Genomic DNA, 20,688 nt, shown 5'->3' with positions numbered 1-20,688 from the left:
TTATTTAATGAAAAACATACTATATTTTTCGCTACTATTTTTGTTGATATTTGGCTGTTCCGTTCAAAAAGAACCCGTTTTTGTTAAGGTTGATAATGTAAAAGTAGTCAGTTTTGCTGCAGATACCATAAAATTAAAAGCAATTGCTTTTTTTGAAAACCCAAATGATGTTGGTGGAAAAATTTCTACTGATGACTTGGCTGTTTTTGTAAATGATACAGAAGTTGCTCAGATATTTTCTGAAGATTTTAAAGTGCCTGCAAGAAATAATTTTTCGATACCCTTAATTGCACATATTCCTACCAAAAACTTTTTAAATTCTAATAAAAACGGAATGTTAGAGGGTTTGATTAATTCGTTTATATCAAAAAAAATAAGTGTAAGAATTAAAGGGAATTTAGAATATGTAGTTTTCGGTTTTAAAAGAGATTTTTTGGTAGACAAAACAGAAGAAATTAAAATAAAATTTTAGGTTATTAACAAAGAAGTTTACATAAAACGTTGCTTACAAATTGCAGAAAACGGCGTAGGCACAACAAGACCAAACCCTTCTGTAGGTGCAGTAATTGTTTACAATAATAAAATTATTGCAGAAGGTTTTACTTCTCCGTTTGGTGGTAATCATGCAGAAGTAAATGCAATTAATGCGGTAAAAGATAAGTCGGTTTTAAAAGATGCTACAATCTATGTAACATTAGAGCCTTGTAGTCATTTTGGTAAAACACCACCGTGCGCAGATTTAATAGTAAAACATCAATTTAAACAAGTTGTAATTGGTTGTTTAGATTCTAATACGTTAGTTGCGGGTAAAGGTGTTAAGCGTTTAAAAGATGCAAATATTAATGTGGTTGTTGGTGTTTTAGAAAATGAGTGTAGAGCGCAACACAAACGATTTTTAAGTGTTCAAGAAAATTTAAGACCCTATATTATTTTAAAATGGGCAGAAACCAAAGATGGTTTTATTGCGCCAGAAACTAAAAAAGAAAAAAAACCTGTTTTTATTTCTAACTTGTATTCACAACAATTAGTACATAAATTAAGAAGCAAAGAACATGCAATTTTGGTTGGTACAAATACAGCTTTGGTAGATAATCCGAAGTTAAATTTAAGAACTTGGTCTGGTTTAAACCCTGTAAGAGTAGTTATAGACAGAACACTAAAAATTGAGCAAAGTGCTAATCTTCTTGATAAAACTATAAAAACAATTGTCTTCACAGAAAATAATACAGAAAAACTTAATTTTGAAAATTTAATATTCGAAAAAATTAATTTTGACGATAATTTAGCAGCAACTATTTGCAATGTGCTTAACAAGTATAAAATACAATCTTTAATTGTAGAAGGCGGTACGCAAACTTTACAAACATTTATTGATGAGAATTTATGGGATGAAGCGTTAGTTTTTGTTGGTAATTCTTCGTTTAAAAAAGGTGTTGATGCGCCAATGATTGCTAAAAATTACATAGAACATCACATTAAAGAAGATGTTTTAAAAATTTATAAAAATGATTAAAAATATAATTTTCGATTTTGGTGACATTTTTATCAACCTTGATAAAGAAGGAACTTATAAAGCGATGGCAAAACTTGGTGTCACAGAAATTTCTAACGAAATGGTAGAAATTTATCATCAGTATGAAAAAGGTTTCATTTCTTCGGATGAATTTATAGACTTTTATAAACAGAAGTTTCCTGCTATTGATAGAAAAGATTTGGTGGATGCGTGGAATGCTGTTTTATTAGATTTTCCTGAAAGAAGACTTAAGTTTTTGCAAGAATTGAGTAATTCTAAAAAATACAATCTTTTCTTGCTAAGTAATACCAATGACTTGCATATTTCTTGGATTCAAGAAAATTGGGGAATGGATTTGTACTCAAAATTTAAAAATTGCTTTTCTAAATTTTATTTATCTCATGAAATTAATTTTAGAAAACCAGATTTAGATATTTATCAATTTGTACTTACAGAAAACAATTTGGTCGCTAAAGAAACGCTATTTGTAGATGATTTAAAAGTAAATACAGATGCCGCTAAAACTTTAGGTATTAATGTTTGGAATTTAATTCCGGGAGAAGAAGATGTAGTAGAATTGTTCACTAAAAAACATATTTAATTTGATTTTTTTATTGTTAAGTATCCTGTTTTCTACAGGATTGTTTGTGATTTTTAAATATTTTGGCATTTATAAAGTAGATGTTTTAAAAGCCATATTTGTAAATTATATTGTTGCATTTTCAATGGGCTTTTTACTTGCAGAAAGGCAAATACCTATTTCAGAAATTTATTTGCAACCTTGGTTTCTTGGTGCTTTGGTTTTAGGTGCTTTGTTTATTTCTATCTTTTTTGTGATGGCCATGACAGCTCAGAAAAACGGAGTTTCTGTAACTTCTATCGCAGGTAAAATGTCTGTGGTTGTTCCGGTTTTATTTGGTATATTTTTATATAACGAATCTGTAACTATTTTAAAAGTTCTAGGAATTGTGATAGCATTAATTGCGGTCTATTTATCGTCTGTTAAAGAAGAAAAAACGCAGAATTCTGGTACTTTACTATTCCCAATTTTATTATTTATTGGTTCTGGTGCTATCGATACTTTAATAAAATACGTACAAGTAAATCATGTTGCAGATCAAGACGTTTCTATATTTTCTGGAAGCTTATTTGGTATTGCAGCAATATTTGGTGGTCTAATTTTAACAATCAAAGCAATTAGAAAAAGAAGTTCTTTTGGACTTAAAAATATTATTGCAGGTGTTGTTTTAGGAGTTCCAAATTATTTTTCTATCGTATTTTTAATAAAAGCTTTGCAAAATAAAAACTTCGAAAGTTCTACGTTGTTTACAGTAAATAATGTAGGTATTGTAGTTGTATCTACACTAGTTGGCTTATTACTTTTTAAAGAGAAATTTAGTTTAAAGAATAAGATTGGTGTGGTCTTAGCAATTCTAGGTATTGTTTTAGTTACAATTGCATAAATGAAAGAAGACGTATATAAAACAATAGAAAAACCATCTGTAGAAACTCTTTTTAAAGAAAAAGGGAGTAAATTTTTTGGATACACATTTCCAGTTACTTCAGAAGATGATGTAAAGGAAAGATTAGAAGAGCTTCAAAAAAAACATCACACAGCACGTCATTTTTGTTATGCTTATCAATTAGGGATTGAGAAAATTAAATTTAGAGCAAATGATGATGGTGAACCAAATAATTCGGCAGGAATGCCAATTTATGGTCAAATTCAATCTTTTGAAGTTACCAACATTTTAGTAGTTTCTGTTCGTTATTTTGGCGGTACAAAATTAGGCGTAGGTGGTTTAATTTCTGCTTATAAAACATCAGCACAAATGGCGCTTGAGGCTTCTGATATTTTAGAAAAGACCATTAATATTTTCTATAAACTTACTTTTAATTACGATTTAATGAATGCTGTTCAAAGAGTGGTTAAAGAAAAAAATATTGAAATTGTACATCAAAAATTAGAAATGAATTGCGAATACACCATTTCTGTTCGTAAAAATGATTCAGAAATGATTTTTACTATTTTTGATAACTTGTACAAAGTTGAAATTAAAGAACTAGAGTAATATCTAAAATCCTAAGTTTTCTAATAAGTATTTTGGGCATCGTGTTGGTTTCATGTTAGCAGCGTTTATAAAAGCTAACACAGTGTTTCCTGTACAAATTAATTCATCGTTTTGATTTTTGATTTCATAGTCAAATTCTATTTTAATTAAAGGCTCTTTTTTTAAAAAAGTGTGTATTGTTAAAACATCATCATATAGAGCAGATTTAATAAAATTACAACTTAAAGAAATAACAGGAAGTATAATTCCGCTAGTTTCCATATCTTTGTAAGTAACGCCTAAAGAGCGTAGCCATTCTGTTCTGCCAAGTTCAAAAAATTGCGCATAATTACCGTGATATACTACACCCATTTGGTCTGTTTCAGAATATCTAATTCTTGTTTTCGTTGATGATTTTTTCAATTGTTATAGATAGAATTTATTTTAGCATTTTACGTAAAAAAAAGTTAATAATCAATAGCAAATTGATTTTTTTATACTGAATTTTATTCACACTTTTGTACAACCTAAGAAAGCAGGCAAGTTCTCTTTTTTCGCCCAAAAAATAATAATCTAAATAGTATCAAAATTAATAAATGACTTTAACTGCTGACTCAGTTTGGAATGAATGCTTGTCTTTTATAAAGGACAATATCAAACCACAAGCATACAAAACATGGTTTGAACCTATTAAACCCGTAAAACTTTCAGGAGAAGCTTTAACTATACAAGTACCAAGTAAGTTTTTCTATGAATGGTTAGAAGAACACTACATAAAACTTTTAAGAGTTGCATTAGTAAGACAATTAGGTAGTGATGCCAAATTGATTTACGATGTAAAAATGGAAAACAATTACAGTAGTAATAGACCTCAAATTGTTAAAATTCCTAGTTCTAATAGAGATCCTTTAAAGCCACAAAAAGTAGCTGTGCCTTTAGAATCGAACAAAAGAGAACTAAGAAATCCATTTGTGATACCTGGTTTACAAAAAGTTAAAGTAGAGTCACAATTAAATCCTAATTATAATTTTTTAAATTTTGTAGAAGGAGATTCTAACAGGTTGGCAAGATCTGCTGGTATGGCAGTTGCAAACAAACCTGGTGGTACTTCTTTTAATCCGTTATTAATTTACGGTGGAGTAGGTTTGGGTAAAACACATTTAGCACACGCAATTGGTGTTGATATTAAAGATAAATATCCAGACAAAACAGTGTTGTATATTTCTTCGGAAAAATTTACACAACAATTTATAGACTCTGTAAAATCGAATACAAGAAATGATTTTATTCATTTTTATCAAATGATTGATGTTTTAATTATTGATGATGTACAATTCTTGTCTGGTAAAGCAGGTACACAAGATGTATTTTTCCATATATTTAATCATTTACATCAAAATGGTAAGCAAGTTATTTTAACGTCAGACAAAGCGCCTGTAGATATGCAAGACATAGAGCAGCGATTGTTATCTCGATTTAAATGGGGATTATCTGCAGAATTACAAGCGCCAGATTACGAAACTAGAATTTCTATTTTAGACAATAAATTGTTTAGAGATGGTGTAGAAATGCCAGAAGAAATTGTAGAATATATTGCAAAAAATATCAAATCTAATGTTAGAGAATTAGAAGGTGTAATTATTTCTATGATTGCGCAAGCTTCTTTTAACAGAAAAGAATTCTCTTTAGAATTAGCAAAACAAATTGTAGATAAATTTGTTAAAAATACTAAGAAAGAGGTTTCTATAGATTACATACAGAAAGAAGTTTCTAAGTATTTTGATATGGATGTAGCTACATTGCAATCTAAAACCAGAAAGCGTCATATTGTACAAGCACGTCAATTGGCAATGTATTTTGCTAAAAGATTAACAAAAACATCATTGGCAAGTATTGGTAATCAAATAGGGCAGCGAGATCACGCAACAGTTTTACATGCATGTAAAACCGTAGATAACTTAACTGAAACTGATAAGCAGTTTAAAAAATATGTAGAAGATTTAACTAAAAAGTTAACTTTCTAGTTTTTTAATAAAAGACAATTTAATTTGATGAAAAAAGTACTAATGGTTTGCTTAGGAAATATTTGTAGATCTCCTTTAGCCGAAGGTATTTTAAAATCAAAGGTAGATTCTAAACAAGTTTTTGTAGATTCTGCGGGTACAGCAGCTTATCATGTAGGTAATTTGCCAGATGATCGTTCTATTGCTGTGGCTAAAAAGTACAACATCGATATTACTAATCAATCTGCAAGAAAATTTACAGTTTCAGATTTTGATTCTTTTGATATTATTTATGCAATGGATAGCAGTAACTTAAATAATATACTTGCATTAAGTAGAGATGATGCTGATGCACAAAAAGTAAGATTAATTTTAAATGAATCTGAACCTTCAAAGAATCTTTCAGTTCCTGATCCATATTATGGTGGAAAATCTGGTTTCGAAGATGTTTTTAATATGCTAGATAAAGCATGTACTGTTATTGCTAAGTCTTTATAATATTCAACTTAAAATTTACAAGTTTCTAAAAATATATAGTTATGATTGGTAAACTCTATTTAATTCCGACAACTCTTGGAGATACAGAACCTTTAGAGGTAATGCCTTTATCGGTAAAAAAAGTAGTAGAAGAAATTGATTATTATATTGTAGAAAACGAAAAAACAGCTCGAAGATTTATAAAGAAAATATCACCAAAAAAATCGCAACCTTCTTTGCAATTGATGTCTTTAGACAAGTATGCAGACGAAATGGAAACGAGAAAGTATTTAGATGTTTGTAGTGAAGGGATAAATGTTGGTTTACTTTCAGAAGCAGGTGTACCAGCTGTCGCAGATCCAGGAGCAACTATTGTAAAAATGGCTCACGAAAAAAATATTAAAGTAGTGCCATTAGTTGGACCAAGTTCTATTTTAATGGCAATGATGAGTTCTGGTATGAACGGTCAAAATTTTGCATTTAATGGGTATTTACCGATAGACAAAGGAGACAGAAAAAGAGCTTTAAAAGATTTAGAAAAGTTGTCTAAAGATAAAAATCAATCTCAAATTTTTATAGAAACTCCGTATAGAAATGAAAAAATGTTTGCAGATTTAAAGGCTATATTGGCACCAACAACTAATTTATGTATTGCTGCAGATATTACATTACCATCAGAATACATTAAAACATTGTCAATTAAAGATTGGAAGTTTCAGACACCAGACTTACACAAAAAACCTGCTATTTTTATAATTCAAAAATAAGAAACTTTAAACTTTAGCGTTTTTATCTGCCTTAATAATAGAAACATTATAGCCAGAAAACTTTTTTAAATAAGATTGAATTGAAGCACCATAAGCATCAGAAAATCTTATAGAACCATTACTTCGTAAAAACTTTTTTACATTTCCAGCTCCACTTAAATGTGCTGCAGCCAAAATTCCCGATTCGGTAATTTTAATTCCGTTAATTGTTTTTCCTGCAGATCTTTTAATATCCTTTCTAAGAATCCATTTATTAACTTTACACAAAGCAACAAATGCTTTTTCTTGTAATTCTGGATTGTTCAAAAATTCTTGAGTGTTGTAAATTCTAAATCTTTGTAAAGTAGTTCTACCAAATTGATATTTACCTAAATAACCTAGTGTATTTACTGTTGCATATTTTCCTTGAGATTCTTTAAATGCAACTGCTTCTTTAAAAGCAACAAAATCTTTTTTAAGGTAAAAAATGTCGCTATTAAAATGCTTAGGGAAAGTTACCTTGTTATTGTAGGTAATTTCCTTTAATTTAGTTTTTTTCTTATCAATGGCCGTTGCATTGATAAAAAGAGCTATTATGCTGATTAAAAGTATTTTATTTTTGATAAAATATATATCTTTCTGTTTTGCGGGTGCAAATGTACGATATAATATTAAACTGATTGATACACAGTATGTTAAAAGTTGTTAAAAATACAGATAATGGAATTTAATCTTTCCTTTAGTATTAATTTCTAATGAAGGTGCTGGTATCTTTACGAAATTCACAACAGAAAATACAGATTTTAAAAATTTCGATTTTGTTTCAATTTTAGTTAAATCTACATCTAAACTTAAGTAAAATTGTCTGTATGGATCTTGCGGGATTTCATTCGTTGTTTTTGTTTCTCCGTACAACATTCCTTCTGCACCATAACCCAATGCCACATTTAACCATTTAGGAAAGTTACTCTCTTTATTAAAAGACCAAATATTTGCAGAAAGCCAATAGGTTTGACCGTTATAGTCTTTAAGAGATTGTTGTATATAATTTTCACCAAGTGTGTTAGGTCTTTGTTTGGCAAATTTTGTTTGATGAAAAGAATATTTGACTGTAATTCTTTGTTCTTGCCACAATAGTTCTTGTCCAACTAATATTCCTGTTCCGGCAGCATTAGCCAAAACATCTCCAATTGATGCTCCCCATTGTTTAGAAAATCCATCTAAAATTTCTACTGCGGTTAAAAAAGAAAAACCTAATGTAGCGCCGTAAATTAGCTGGTTTTTTTTAGAAACACCAGACCAATCTAAAACTTCCATACCAACTTTACCAATGTAATAAGAGGTCATTAAATGGCCTGCTTTATCCATTTGTTTCCAGTCGTTATTATCATTTTTAAATTGAAAACTTGTTCTTGGATAATCTTTGTACCAAAGTTCGTTTAAAGCAAACAATGTGCCCGCAACCAAAACACTTTCACTAATTATAACAGCATTTCTTCTCTTAGTATTTAAAGTGTCAGATTTTTTTAAAAAGCTATTATTTTGTGCGTTAAAAGTGGTTGCTGATAAAATAAAGAATACTATGAATGCTTTTGTTTTTAAAATCATATCAACTATTACAAGAAAAATTATCTATTAATTTTTTGCTTATTTAACCACTGATGATATTTAGCAGCATTACGATTGTGCTGAGATAATGTTCTAGCAAAAGCATGATAACCTAATTTGTCTACATTAACACACATATAGTAATAGTTATGCTTTTGTGCATTTAATACGCCATCAATTGCAGAAATATCTGGCATAGCAATTAAAGTTGGTGGCAAACCTTTATTTAAATAGGTGTTATATGGCGAGTTAATTTTTAAGTCTACAGTTAAAACTCTTTTAACAACGTAATCTTGTCCTTTTACTTCTTTTACACAATATATTATTGTTGGGTCTGCTTGTAAAGGCATTCCTTTTCTTAAACGATTTAAGTACAAACCGGCAACAATTGGCCTTTCGCTTTTTTTAGCTGTTTCTTTTTGAACAATAGATGCTAAAGTAATTACTTCGCTTTTGGTAAGGTTTAGTTTGGCTGCTTTAGCCTCTCTACTTTTTGTCCAAAAACGTTTATAAGCTATTAACATTTTATTTCTAAACTTCTCTGGACTCACTGTCCAGTAAAATTCATAGGTATTTGGTATAAAAATTTGAAGTACAGATTTTTCGTTTAGATTATTTTCTTTTAAAAATGTTTTATCTTTAAAAGCAGTTAATAAAGAAATAGAATCTGTTTCTACTTGTTCTGCAATTCTGCCAGCAAATTTTTCTAAAGTATCTTGATTATTGAAAGAAAGCTTGAATGGTGTTTGCCTGCCGCTTCGTAACATATTTACAAGATCGTTATTAGACATACCTTCTTTTAGAACATATCTTCCTGGTTTTGGTGTTGCAAAACTTTTTTTAGCAGCAACCCATAAAAATGTTTCCGGACTTTTAGAAACACTTTCTAGTTCTTTTTTTATGTCTAATAAACTGTTATCAGAATGAATAAATAAAGTGTAATCTTTTGTAATTGCAGTTCCGAAAATTTTTTGGTAATAATTATAGCCAAAAAAAGAACCAACTATAAATAGCGCTAATAAAATGTATAGTATTTTTTTCAATTAAATATGTTTTAGCTGGCAAAGTTACTGTTTTATCAATTGAAATAAAATTTCGTCAATAAATTTACCGTTAGAATAAACCCAGTCTTTTTTAGTACCAATTTTCTTAAAATTTAATTTGGTAAATAAATTAAGGCTATTGGTGTTTTTAGAAGTTATATTCGCATACAGTTGATGCAGATTAATATGGGTAAAAGCATAATTAATAAAAATTGATAAACTTTCGGCAGCATATCCTTTTTTTTGAAAATCTGGATGTATTAAAATTCCTATTCCCGCTCTTTTATGTTGTGGATTATAATCAAATAAATCAATCATACCAATTGGTAAATCACTATTAGATTCAATGATCATTAAACGTAATTGTTTAGCCTCGTAAATATCTAAATGCGCGTTTTCTAAGTATTGTTTTAGAATGAATTTTGAGAACGGAGTTTGAGTGTGACTAACTTCCCAAAAAGATTCATTGTTTTCTATAGCATATAAAAAGTTTAAATCTTCTGGTTCTAAAGCTCTTAAATGAATAGTATTTCCTTTTAAAGTCTTCATTAAACTTCAATTTCTCCTTTAAAAACAAAAGTTGCTGGACCTTTTAAGTAAACATCCGTATAAACTCCATTGTTTTCTTTAAATGACACTTTTAAATTACCACCTTCTACCGGCAAATTTATTTGAGTTTTATTTGTTTTCTTTATTTTATGCATTGCAATAGCAACAGCAGTTACACCTGTACCACAAGCTAAAGTTTCGTTTTCAACTCCTTTTTCATAAGTTCTAACTCTAAAAGTAGCGTCATCAATCATTTCTGCAAAATTGACATTACTTCCAGGATCGTTGTAAGAATATCTAATTTTTTTGCCGTTTTCAAAAACAGGGTAATTATCTAAACTGTCAACCAACTCAACATGATGTTGTGTGCCTGTATACGTAAATACTGAGTCTTTTTTGACTTCAATAGTATCTACATCAATCATTTTTATTGAAATAATGTCATTTTTTATTTCAGCAAAATGAGGTCCATCAACAGCAACAAAATTTGTTTTATTATCAATAATATGTAATTGTTTTGCAAAGGCAACAGCACATCTACCGCCGTTTCCGCAAAATGTTTCACTACCATCGGCATTGTAATAAATCATTCTAAAATCAGAATTTTCATCTTCTTCAATAAGAATAACGCCATCTGCACCGATACCAAAATTTCTATCACATAAATGTGAAATTATGTCAGTATTTTGTTTTGGAAAGGTTTTTGTTCTGTTATCTATCATCACAAAATCATTTCCGGTACCTTGGTATTTAAAAAAAGTTAAATTCATTTTGCAAATATAGGTATTTAAGCACTAAAATAGGGATGTTAAAAAGTGGTTAAAGTCAGTTAAAAACAAGTTAAACAGATTTTTTGAATATGTTAAAATTATATATTTGAATACTAAAAATTAATATAAATCGATAAAAATGAAAAAAGCATTCAGTTTTCTAGGTATGGCAATTTTAGGAGGAGCACTTACTTTAGGTGGTTATAAAATGCTATTCGATAAAGAACAAATTGTAGAAAGAACATTAAACCCAATTGAAACTGTTCGTACAAATTATACACCAACATATAAAAGTACTGGCGCTGTAGAAAGTACAACAGATTTTACAATTGCAGCAGAAAGTACCGTACACGCAGTTGTTCACGTAAAAAATACCGCGGTTAGAACACAAGTAAATCCGTGGATTGAGAGATTTTATGGTAGCGGAAGTGGTACTAGAAAATTTGAGCAAGTAGGTACGGGTAGTGGTGTTATAATTTCACCAGACGGTTATATTGTAACAAACAATCATGTAATAGACGGTGCTAGTAATTTAGAAATTACTTTAAATAATCAAAAAAAATATCCTGCAAAATTAATTGGTACAGATGCAGCTAATGATATTGCATTGTTAAAAATAGAAGCAGATATAGATTTACCTTATGTTCCTTTTGCAGATTCTGATACCATTAAAATTGGAGAATGGGTATTGGCAGTGGGTAACCCATACAACCTTACATCTACAGTAACTGCAGGAATTGTGTCTGCAAAAGGTAGAGATTTAGAAGGAAATAGAAATATAGAATCTTTTATTCAAACAGATGCAGCCGTTAATCCGGGTAATAGTGGCGGTGCTTTGGTTAATACAAGAGGAGAATTAATAGGAATTAATACAGCAATTTCATCTAAAACAGGTTCTTTTATTGGATATTCTTTTGCGGTACCATCTAATATTGCTAAAAAAATAATTGATGATATTTTAGAATATGGTCAAGTACAGCAAGCAATTTTAGGTATTAATGTTGATGCTGAATTTAAAGAAGAAGGTGTTAGAATTGATGCTGTTTCTGATGGAAGCGGTGCAAAAAAAGCAGGTTTAAAAGAAGGCGATATTATAAAGAAAGTAAATAATGTAAAAATTTCTAAATTTTCTGAACTTAGAGGGCAGTTAACAGCAAAAAGACCAGGAGACGAAGTTGTTTTAACTGTTGAAAGAGACGGAGAATTAATCAATAAAAATGTTAAACTTACCAAGAAAGATACTTTTATATCTAGCAGTATTAACATAATTCTTAAAGACATCACAAAAGCCGAAAAACGTAAGTTTAATATAGAAAATGGTGTTAAAATTGTTAGAAACGGTAATAAAAATTTAATTTATTACGGAGTAAAAGAAGGTTTCATCATTACGAAAATTAATAAAAAACCAGTAACCAATGCAGATCAAGTTTCACAATTGTTAGATTCTTCTTTAGGTAAAGGACAACCTTTATATATAGAGGTTATAAATTTAGAAGGAGAAAAAGAAAGATATGTTTTTAGGTATTAATACAATAAAGTAAATATGTAAAGAATCCCGGTTTTTAATCGGGATTTTTTTTATTTTAAAAATTTTAACGAAATCGATTTCGTATTGTCAAAAAAAGAAATACTTTTGCCGAAAATTAAATTATAGTAACACAACTATGTCAACAAAAGTAAATTACAACGAAGAAGTTTTATCACAAGCCCAAACTAGAAGAGCTACTGTAGAATTTATTAATATCGTAAACGATTTATGGTATGATAAATCTATAGAATTAGTTCTTTTTAGAAACCCGTTAGTAGATAAAAGAGCCAGTGAAGTTTTAAACTTAATTGAATACGCTAAAGAATTTGTTAGCAAACCAATTTCTATTTTAGATGCGTTAGATATTGCAAAAGCAATTCAGCAAATAGAGTTGCCATCATCAAAATTAGATATTGGTAAATTGGCATACGAATGTTATTTAGGTGCTAAAAAAGGAGAGGACAAAGTAGCTTTTGTTCAGAATAAATTAAAAGATGCAACAGTTGCAAAAGACATTCAACCAAAAGATGTTGTTTTATACGGTTTTGGTAGAATTGGTCGTTTATTAGCTAGAGAGTTAATGACTAAAATGGGAAAAGGTTCTCAATTAAGATTAAGAGCAATTGTTACTCGTGGTGAAATTAACCAAACAGTTTTAGAAAAAAGAGCATCATTATTAAGTGTAGATTCTGTACATGGTGATTTCTTAGGAACCGTAACTGTAGATGCAGAAAATAATGCACTTATAATTAACGGTACTACAGTGTATATGATTTCTGCAAAACAACCAGAAGATATAGATTATACAGAATTTAATATTAACGATGCTTTAATTATAGATAATACAGGTGCTTTTAGAGACGAAGCAGCTTTAAGTAGACATTTAAAAGCAAAAGGAGCAAGTAAAGTTTTAATTACTGCCCCAGCAAAAGGAGTTCCTAATATTGTTCATGGGGTTAATCACAAACAAAATAGTCCAGACAAAGTAGATATTTTTTCTGCAGCCTCTTGTACAACCAATGCAATTACGCCGGTTTTAAGAGTTTTAGAAGATAATTATGGTATTAAAAAAGGACATTTAGAAACAATACATGCATATACTAACGATCAAAATTTAGTAGACAACATGCATAGTAAATATAGAAGAGGAAGAGCAGCTGCCTTAAACATGGTAATTACAGAAACTGGTGCAGGTGCTGCAGTTTCTAAAGCAATACCAGCTTTAGCAGGTAAATTAACTTCAAATGCAATTAGAGTTCCGGTACCAAACGGATCTTTAGCTATCTTAAATTTACAGTTAAATACCAAAGTTACTAAAGAAGGTGTTAACTCATTAATTAAAAAGTATGCTCTAGAAGGTGATTTAGTAGAACAAATTAAATATTCTATAGACAACGAACTAGTTTCATCTGATATTATCGGTACAACTGCGCCATCAATTTTTGATAGCAAAGCAACACTTACAGACGAAGATACAATTGTAATTTACGTTTGGTACGATAATGAATACGGTTATTCACATCAAGTAATTCGTTTAGCAAAACACATAGCAAAAGTTAGAAGATTTACATATTATTAAAATACTCTTAGTGCAAATTCATTTAACAAAAGTTAAATGTAAAAGCCCAATATTTTGTGTATTGGGCTTAGTTTTTTTACAAGAAGCTATTTCCTGCTCTCGCTACTCGCTTTTTTCGTTCCTCAAAAGAGCTCAAACAAATAGCTCCATCAGGGCTAAACTTGTTTGCAAACAAAAGTTTAATTTCAAGCGGTTTTTTTAAGTTTATTTAAGCAAGGTAATCCCGCTATTTTTGTAGAAACTAAAATCGGGTCATCTGTAAATAAATCGAAGAGTTCATTTATATTCACTATTTCAGTTCTAGTAATTGCTTCAATAGTAATCTCTTTTTTTTTCTTATATAGTTCTTGTATCAAAGAAATTACATCCCAATGTGTATTTGTAAGGTGAATATTGTGTTCCTGAGCTATTATTTCACCAATTTCAATAGTCCACTTGTTAAAATTTGTCAAGAATCCATTAGCTGATCGGTCGATTTCTAATTTTTTTAGTTTTTGTACATGTTCATTCATAATTTTTCGTTTAAATGATTTTGGGGGGAATTCACTTAAAGTCTCTTTAAATTCATCTTTAAAAACCAGTCAATTTATTTTACAATAGTTATAAATCGAACAATTCTTTTGTATGAATTTCCCTAAATAAAAAGTTTAATAATTTTTACAATAATAATTTTTAGATTTAAATATTTGTTTAATACAAAGTTAATTAGCTAGTTATGTTATGAATATAGGCAAATTGCTTAATTTGATTACTTAGCTTGTTTGTAGTTGTTTTTATTGTATTATTTTTGATGTTATTCTTGCACACTTCAATTCGAAAGTAAATTTTAAAATCAAAATGACTGTTCAGCAAAAAATAGAAAACCTTAGAGAAGAATTAAATAATCATAATTATAATTATTATGTATTAGATAATGCTACAATTTCAGACTTCGATTTCGATATTAAATTAAAAGAGTTAGAAAAGCTAGAGAAAGAAAATCCTATTTTTTTTGATGCAAACTCACCAACACAAAGAGTAGGTGGTACAGTTACTAAAAATTTTAAGACAGTTGTTCATAAAAACAGAATGTATTCTTTAGACAATTCGTACTCTAAAGAAGATTTATTAGATTGGGAAAAGCGTGTAGAAAAAGTTTTAGGAAGTTCTGATTTAGAATTTACTTGCGAACTTAAATTTGACGGAGCATCGATAAATTTAACTTACGAAAACGGTAAATTTATAAAAGCGGTAACTCGTGGTGATGGTTTTCAAGGAGATGAAGTAACTAATAATGTAAAAACGATTAGATCTTTACCGTTGTCAATAAAAAAAGATTTTATTTCTGATTTTGAAATGCGTGGTGAAATTATTCTTCCATTAGACGGATTCAATAAAATGAATGCAGAACGATTAGAAAATGGCGAAGAAGAATATAGAAATCCTAGAAACACAGCAAGCGGAAGTTTAAAATTACAAGACAGTACAGAAGTAGCAAAAAGACCTTTAGATTGTTTGCTATATCAAGTTGTTACATCAGAAAGAAAATATAAAACCCATTACGAAAGTTTAGAAAATGCAAGAAAGGTTGGTTTTAAAGTTCCGAATACAATAAAGTTAGCAAAGTCTATTGATGAAGTTTTCGAGTTTGTAAATTTTTGGGATGCCAAACGTCATGAACTACCTTACGAGACAGACGGAATTGTAATAAAAGTGAACAATCTTCAACAACAAGAAGAGTTAGGTTATACAGCAAAAGCACCACGTTGGGCAATTGCATACAAATTTAAAGCCGAACAAGTATCTACAATTTTAGAAGAAATTACATATCAAGTTGGTAGAACAGGTGCAATTACACCAGTGGCTAATTTACAACCAGTACAACTTGCGGGCACAACAGTAAAAAGAGCATCTTTACACAATGCAGACCAAATAGAAAAATTAGATATTCGAGTTCATGATACTGTTTTTGTTGAAAAAGGCGGTGAAATCATTCCAAAAATAATTGCGGTAGATTTTACCAAACGTCCAGAAAATTCAGAGCCAACTCAATATGCAACACATTGCCCAGAATGCAATACCGAATTAGTAAGAACCGAAGGAGACGCTAAACATTATTGCCCAAATCAATTTGGTTGTGCACCACAAATAACAGGTAGAATTCAGCATTTTATTTCTAGAAAAGCCATGGATATTGATGGTTTAGGTGGCGAAACTGTAGATTTACTTCGAAAAGAAGGTTTAATTCAAAATTATGCAGACTTGTATGATTTAAAAGTAGGCCAAGTAATTCCATTAGAAAGAATGGCAGAAAAATCTGCTAAAAATATGATAGACGGTATTGAGAAATCAAAACAAATTCCGTTCGAAAAAGTTTTATTTGCCTTAGGTATTCGATTTGTAGGAGAAACTGTAGCAAAAAAGCTAGCAAAACATTTTAAATCTATAGATAACTTAATGGCTGCATCTTTAGAAGAATTAATAAATGTAGATGAAATAGGAGATAGGATTGCACAAAGTATTTTAGATTTTTCATCAGATTTAGGTAATATTCAATTAATAGATAGATTAAAATCTTACGGATTACAATTAGAAGTATCGGCAGAGAGTTTAAAAAATCGAACAGAAATTTTAAAAGATCAAGTTTTTGTGGTTTCTGGCGTATTTCATCAAATGTCTAGAAACGAACTAAAAAAAGCAATTGAAGATAACGGAGGTAAGGTAAGTTCATCCATATCAAAAAAAACAACTTTTGTTGTTGCTGGTGATAATATGGGGCCAAGTAAATTAACAAAAGCACAAGATTTAGGAATTTCTATTATTTCAGAACAAGAATTTATAGATAAAATAAGTTAATAAATGCACTTTGGTATTTAATTTGCACAAGACAATAAGAATAACAAATCTCATTTTTTGAAACGAATACTTTACATATATATAATGTCTATCTCTATTTGCTCTTTTGCACAGAAAAGAGAGGTAGATTCTCTACCTAAAAACTTAGAAGATTACATTTTTGTTAAACCTGGCGATTCTGTAGTAATACAGTTAAATGAAATTGCATTGTTACCAAAACATAAATTTACTTCAAGAGAAGACATTCGCTATTATTTATGGTTCAAAAAAAAAGTGTACAAAGCGTATCCGTTTGCAAAACTAGCATCTCAAAGATTAGATAGTTTAAATAACCGATTAGAAAAAATAAAATCAAAAAGTAAACGTAAAAAGTATACAAGGTTAGTTCAAAAATATATAGAAGGCGAATTTACAGATCAGATTAAAAAGATGACCACTACAGAAGGTAGAATACTTATAAAGTTAATTCATCGTCAAACCGGTAAAACAGCTTTTAACAATATCAAAGGTTTAAGAAGTGGCTGGAAAGCGTTTTGGTACAATACAACTGCAAATGTTTTTAAGTTATCTTTAAAAACAGAATACCATCCAGAATCAAATAACGAAGACTATTTAATAGAAGACGTGCTGCAAAGAGCTTTTCAAGAAGACAAATTAGAAGCCCAAAAAACAAAACTAGACTTCGATTACGTAAAAGTAATAGCATCAAGAAAAGGTAAAATTGATGTAGAAGAATATAAAAAGATGTTTTCTAAGATGCTAAAAAAAAGGAATAAGAAAAAATAATCGATATTTTTGGGTGTTACCACGAAAAAAATCGTGGTCGGGCTTTACATTATATCTTTTTATGAGCTTTTATTCCTCAAATTAATCCTTAACTTAATTAAAAACTCACTTAATTTTTTGCTTGGTTATAGAAGTATCCCATAAAAAGGATGTCATTTCAATCCCTAACACAACAAGTTTGCCAACATTTTCACATTTATTTAAGCATACACTTGTATGTGTTTTCTACTTTTTACCATTTTACAGTTTTATTTAAAAACGATAAAATCCTAAAATTACACTTAATTATCAGTTTTTATAAAGTAGAGATTAATTATTATTAAAAAATTAAAAGAACTTCTTGTTTGTAAGTTATTGATTTTTAATTGGTTTTACTTTTGTGTTAAAAATAGTTTAAAATAACAACAAATTATAGTTGTGTAATTAAAAAGAGGTTGTATGTTTGCACCCGCTAACAAAGAAATATCTTTTTAGTCAAGTTCATTAACGTTTTAGCTTTATTTAAAATTCTTTAAAATAAAAGTAATTTTTAATTAGGATTATAAATAAAAAAGATTGTATCTTTGCAGTCCGAATTTTTCGGAAAAAAGTTCAAGTTTTCGGGTTAAGAAATTAAATTAAAAAAAAAGATTTATTTTTCTTGTTAGATTAGAAATAAGTTTTATATTTGCACCCGCTAAACGAGATAGCGAAAACGTTCAGAGAGATTTTGGAATAACGGTAATTTAAGTTAGGTAGTTCGATTCTATCATTTCTACAAGATTAAGATTTAGGTTTTGTTTTTAAAGAGCAAGATTTGATACCTTAAAAGTTCATTGAAAATATTGAAATTGACAGCGTAAACAAAGAGTAGAATAACCACATTATTAATAATGTAAATTCTTTTGAAACTTATTCATTAAAATATTTAAGATATACAATGAAGAGTTTGATCCTGGCTCAGGATGAACGCTAGCGGCAGGCTTAACACATGCAAGTCGAGGGGTAACATTGTGCTTGCACAGATGACGACCGGCGCACGGGTGCGTAACGCGTATAGAACCTACCTTTTACAGAGGGATAGCCTTTAGAAATGAAGATTAATACCTCATAGTATTGCGATTTGGCATCAAATTGTAATTAAAGATTTATCGGTAAAAGATGGCTATGCGTCCTATTAGTTAGTTGGTAAGGTAACGGCTTACCAAGACATCGATAGGTAGGGGTCCTGAGAGGGAGATCCCCCACACTGGTACTGAGACACGGACCAGACTCCTACGGGAGGCAGCAGTGAGGAATATTGGACAATGGAGGAGACTCTGATCCAGCCATGCCGCGTGCAGGAAGACTGCCCTATGGGTTGTAAACTGCTTTTATACAGGAAGAAACACTAGTACGTGTACTAGCTTGACGGTACTGTAAGAATAAGGACCGGCTAACTCCGTGCCAGCAGCCGCGGTAATACGGAGGGTCCGAGCGTTATCCGGAATCATTGGGTTTAAAGGGTCCGCAGGCGGTCGATTAAGTCAGAGGTGAAATCCCATAGCTTAACTATGGAACTGCCTTTGATACTGGTTGACTTGAGTCATATGGAAGTAGATAGAATGTGTAGTGTAGCGGTGAAATGCATAGATATTACACAGAATACCGATTGCGAAGGCAGTCTACTACGTATGTACTGACGCTCATGGACGAAAGCGTGGGGAGCGAACAGGATTAGATACCCTGGTAGTCCACGCCGTAAACGATGGACACTAGTTGTTGGGATTTATCTCAGTGACTAAGCGAAAGTGATAAGTGTCCCACCTGGGGAGTACGATCGCAAGATTGAAACTCAAAGGAATTGACGGGGGCCCGCACAAGCGGTGGAGCATGTGGTTTAATTCGATGATACGCGAGGAACCTTACCAGGGCTTAAATGTAGTATGACAGGTTTAGAGATAGACTTTTCTTCGGACATATTACAAGGTGCTGCATGGTTGTCGTCAGCTCGTGCCGTGAGGTGTCAGGTTAAGTCCTATAACGAGCGCAACCCTTGTCGTTAGTTGCCAGCATGTAAAGATGGGGACTCTAACGAGACTGCCGGTGCAAACCGTGAGGAAGGTGGGGATGACGTCAAATCATCACGGCCCTTACGTCCTGGGCCACACACGTGCTACAATGGTATGGACAATGAGCAGCCATCTGGCAACAGAGAGCGAATCTACAAACCATATCACAGTTCGGATCGGAGTCTGCAACTCGACTCCGTGAAGCTGGAATCGCTAGTAATCGGATATCAGCCATGATCCGGTGAATACGTTCCCGGGCCTTGTACACACCGCCCGTCAAGCCATGGAAGCTGGGAGTGCCTGAAGTCGGTCACCGCAAGGAGCCGCCTAGGGTAAAACTGGTAACTAGGGCTAAGTCGTAACAAGGTAGCCGTACCGGAAGGTGCGGCTGGAACACCTCCTTTCTAGAGAAAGATGGTGAGTTACAAAAGGTACATTTTACTCTTTGCTGTTAATTTTAAAATAAAAAAAGTATTAAGCTATTATAGTCTCGTAGCTCAGCTGGTTAGAGCGCTACACTGATAATGTAGAGGTCGGCAGTTCGAGTCTGCCCGGGACTACAAAATAGAGGTGCTTTAAGGAAATTCTGGAAACTAGAGAATTCTAAATTCGTAATTCTGAATTCAAAATTCTGAATTTCAAATTGGGGGATTAGCTCAGTTGGCTAGAGCGCTTGCCTTGCACGCAAGAGGTCATCGGTTCGACTCCGATATTCTCCACAACGGTCAATTATAATAGATAGGCCACAAGTTCATTGACATATTGGTAAAATGATATCGTAAGAATCAAAAAGATAGAGAACAAATAGATATTTATATCTATTATATTTATAAAAATATAAAAGAGCTCGTTGTGATGTATTTATACATCATAGCAAAAAGTACAATAAGTTAAGTAAGGGCGTATGGCGGATGCCTAGGCTCTCAGAGGCGATGAAGGACGTGATAAGCTGCGAAAAGCTACGGGGAGGGGCACATACCTTATAATCCGTAGATATCCGAATGGGGCAACCCACTATGTTGAAGACATAGTACCGAAAGGGGCAAACCCGGTGAACTGAAACATCTAAGTAACCGGAGGAAGAGAAAACAATAGTGATTCCGTTAGTAGTGGCGAGCGAACGCGGATTAGCCCAAACCAATAATGTTACGGCATTACTGGGGTTGTAGG

Annotated in this window: 19 protein-coding genes, 2 tRNA genes and 2 rRNA genes (1 of these 23 only partly in view); 16 read left to right on the top strand and 7 right to left on the bottom strand. The window is 31.1% G+C overall.

Going from position 1 to position 20,688, the window contains the following annotated elements:
• Positions 1 to 7 precede the first annotated feature (7 nt).
• The 5 genes from BXQ17_RS05725 to BXQ17_RS05705 are packed head-to-tail and all read left to right on the top strand — an operon-like array spanning position 8 to position 3,585.
• Positions 8 to 472, top strand: a complete 465-nt coding sequence (locus BXQ17_RS05725) for a hypothetical protein (RefSeq protein WP_077809699.1) — start codon at positions 8 to 10, stop codon at positions 470 to 472.
• Between the two features lie 3 nt (positions 473 to 475).
• Positions 476 to 1,513: a bifunctional diaminohydroxyphosphoribosylaminopyrimidine deaminase/5-amino-6-(5-phosphoribosylamino)uracil reductase RibD gene (ribD, locus tag BXQ17_RS05720; protein WP_077809698.1), complete on the top strand. Its 1,038-nt coding sequence runs from the start codon at positions 476 to 478 to the stop codon at positions 1,511 to 1,513.
• On the top strand, positions 1,506 to 2,114 hold the full coding sequence (locus BXQ17_RS05715; RefSeq protein WP_077809697.1) for an HAD-IA family hydrolase: 609 nt from the start codon (positions 1,506 to 1,508) through the stop codon (positions 2,112 to 2,114). The genes ribD and BXQ17_RS05715 overlap by 8 nt, the downstream gene beginning before the upstream one ends.
• A 1-nt stretch (position 2,115) precedes the next feature.
• Positions 2,116 to 2,976, top strand: coding sequence for an EamA family transporter (locus BXQ17_RS05710; RefSeq protein WP_077809696.1), 861 nt, complete (start codon positions 2,116 to 2,118; stop codon positions 2,974 to 2,976).
• Positions 2,977 to 3,585, top strand: coding sequence for a YigZ family protein (locus BXQ17_RS05705; RefSeq protein WP_077809695.1), 609 nt, complete (start codon positions 2,977 to 2,979; stop codon positions 3,583 to 3,585).
• Between the two features lie 3 nt (positions 3,586 to 3,588).
• Here the strand turns inward: BXQ17_RS05705 and BXQ17_RS05700 are convergent, their stop codons facing one another.
• Complete coding sequence (locus BXQ17_RS05700; protein ID WP_077809694.1) at positions 3,589 to 3,987, bottom strand: thioesterase family protein; 399 nt, start codon at positions 3,985 to 3,987, stop codon at positions 3,589 to 3,591.
• Between the two features lie 173 nt (positions 3,988 to 4,160).
• On the opposite strand from BXQ17_RS05700, the gene dnaA reads away from it, so the two are divergent.
• The 3 genes from dnaA to BXQ17_RS05685 are packed head-to-tail and all read left to right on the top strand — an operon-like array spanning position 4,161 to position 6,811.
• A complete protein-coding gene (gene dnaA / locus BXQ17_RS05695) occupies positions 4,161 to 5,588 on the top strand; it encodes a chromosomal replication initiator protein DnaA (protein ID WP_077809693.1) in 1,428 nt (475 codons plus the stop codon).
• Positions 5,589 to 5,615: 27 nt separating this feature from the next.
• Positions 5,616 to 6,065, top strand: coding sequence for a low molecular weight protein-tyrosine-phosphatase (locus BXQ17_RS05690; RefSeq protein ID WP_077809692.1), 450 nt, complete (start codon positions 5,616 to 5,618; stop codon positions 6,063 to 6,065).
• Between the two features lie 41 nt (positions 6,066 to 6,106).
• Complete coding sequence (locus tag BXQ17_RS05685) at positions 6,107 to 6,811, top strand: SAM-dependent methyltransferase (RefSeq protein WP_077809691.1); 705 nt, start codon at positions 6,107 to 6,109, stop codon at positions 6,809 to 6,811.
• Positions 6,812 to 6,817: 6 nt separating this feature from the next.
• Here the strand turns inward: BXQ17_RS05685 and BXQ17_RS05680 are convergent, their stop codons facing one another.
• The 5 genes from BXQ17_RS05680 to dapF all read right to left on the bottom strand — a co-directional run bounded on the left by BXQ17_RS05680 (position 6,818) and on the right by dapF (position 10,760).
• Positions 6,818 to 7,423, bottom strand: coding sequence for a peptidoglycan-binding protein LysM (locus tag BXQ17_RS05680; protein ID WP_187661450.1), 606 nt, complete (start codon positions 7,421 to 7,423; stop codon positions 6,818 to 6,820).
• A 72-nt stretch (positions 7,424 to 7,495) separates the two neighbouring features.
• Complete coding sequence (locus BXQ17_RS05675; RefSeq protein ID WP_077809689.1) at positions 7,496 to 8,398, bottom strand: DUF2279 domain-containing protein; 903 nt, start codon at positions 8,396 to 8,398, stop codon at positions 7,496 to 7,498.
• Between the two features lie 20 nt (positions 8,399 to 8,418).
• Entirely contained in the window at positions 8,419 to 9,441 is a 1,023-nt protein-coding gene (mltG, locus tag BXQ17_RS05670; RefSeq protein ID WP_077809688.1) for an endolytic transglycosylase MltG, read from the bottom strand.
• 24 nt (positions 9,442 to 9,465) lie between these two features.
• The gene (locus BXQ17_RS05665) at positions 9,466 to 9,990 is read right to left on the bottom strand and encodes a GNAT family N-acetyltransferase (protein ID WP_077809687.1); all 525 of its coding nucleotides are present in this window, start codon (positions 9,988 to 9,990) and stop codon (positions 9,466 to 9,468) included.
• Positions 9,990 to 10,760 carry a diaminopimelate epimerase gene (gene dapF, locus BXQ17_RS05660; RefSeq protein ID WP_077809686.1) on the bottom strand — a complete coding sequence of 257 codons (771 nt, stop codon included), beginning with the start codon at positions 10,758 to 10,760 and terminating at the stop codon, positions 9,990 to 9,992. The genes BXQ17_RS05665 and dapF overlap by 1 nt, the downstream gene beginning before the upstream one ends.
• 139 nt (positions 10,761 to 10,899) lie before the next feature.
• Between dapF and BXQ17_RS05655 the strand changes: the two genes are divergently transcribed.
• Complete coding sequence (locus tag BXQ17_RS05655; RefSeq protein WP_077809685.1) at positions 10,900 to 12,288, top strand: trypsin-like peptidase domain-containing protein; 1,389 nt, start codon at positions 10,900 to 10,902, stop codon at positions 12,286 to 12,288.
• Positions 12,289 to 12,424: 136 nt separating this feature from the next.
• The gene (locus BXQ17_RS05650; RefSeq protein ID WP_077809684.1) at positions 12,425 to 13,867 is read left to right on the top strand and encodes a glyceraldehyde-3-phosphate dehydrogenase; all 1,443 of its coding nucleotides are present in this window, start codon (positions 12,425 to 12,427) and stop codon (positions 13,865 to 13,867) included.
• A gap of 185 nt (positions 13,868 to 14,052) precedes the next feature.
• Here BXQ17_RS05650 and BXQ17_RS05645 read toward each other — a convergent pair whose 3' ends face one another.
• Positions 14,053 to 14,379, bottom strand: a complete 327-nt coding sequence (locus BXQ17_RS05645; protein ID WP_077809683.1) for a TusE/DsrC/DsvC family sulfur relay protein — start codon at positions 14,377 to 14,379, stop codon at positions 14,053 to 14,055.
• A 325-nt stretch (positions 14,380 to 14,704) separates the two neighbouring features.
• Between BXQ17_RS05645 and ligA the strand changes: the two genes are divergently transcribed.
• From ligA to BXQ17_RS05615, 6 genes are all read left to right on the top strand, one after another.
• On the top strand, positions 14,705 to 16,702 hold the full coding sequence (ligA, locus tag BXQ17_RS05640; protein ID WP_077809682.1) for an NAD-dependent DNA ligase LigA: 1,998 nt from the start codon (positions 14,705 to 14,707) through the stop codon (positions 16,700 to 16,702).
• Positions 16,703 to 16,786: 84 nt separating this feature from the next.
• A complete protein-coding gene (locus BXQ17_RS05635; RefSeq protein ID WP_187661434.1) occupies positions 16,787 to 17,488 on the top strand; it encodes a DUF4294 domain-containing protein in 702 nt (233 codons plus the stop codon).
• Positions 17,489 to 18,404: 916 nt separating this feature from the next.
• Positions 18,405 to 19,922: ribosomal RNA gene (locus tag BXQ17_RS05630) — 16S ribosomal RNA — on the top strand.
• 82 nt (positions 19,923 to 20,004) lie between these two features.
• Positions 20,005 to 20,078 (top strand) — tRNA-Ile (locus BXQ17_RS05625).
• A gap of 85 nt (positions 20,079 to 20,163) precedes the next feature.
• Positions 20,164 to 20,237 (top strand) — tRNA-Ala (locus tag BXQ17_RS05620).
• Between the two features lie 164 nt (positions 20,238 to 20,401).
• A 23S ribosomal RNA gene (locus tag BXQ17_RS05615) occupies positions 20,402 to 20,688 on the top strand (it continues 2,583 nt past the right edge of the window).
• The 16S and 23S rRNA genes sit together here with 2 tRNA genes alongside, the layout of an rRNA operon.

This window comes from Polaribacter sp. BM10 (genome assembly GCF_002005425.1).
Taxonomy (GTDB): Bacteria; Bacteroidota; Bacteroidia; order Flavobacteriales; family Flavobacteriaceae; genus Polaribacter; species Polaribacter marinaquae.
The sequence above is the reverse complement of the archived record's forward strand: the minus strand, read 5'-3'. Positions and strand labels throughout refer to the sequence as shown.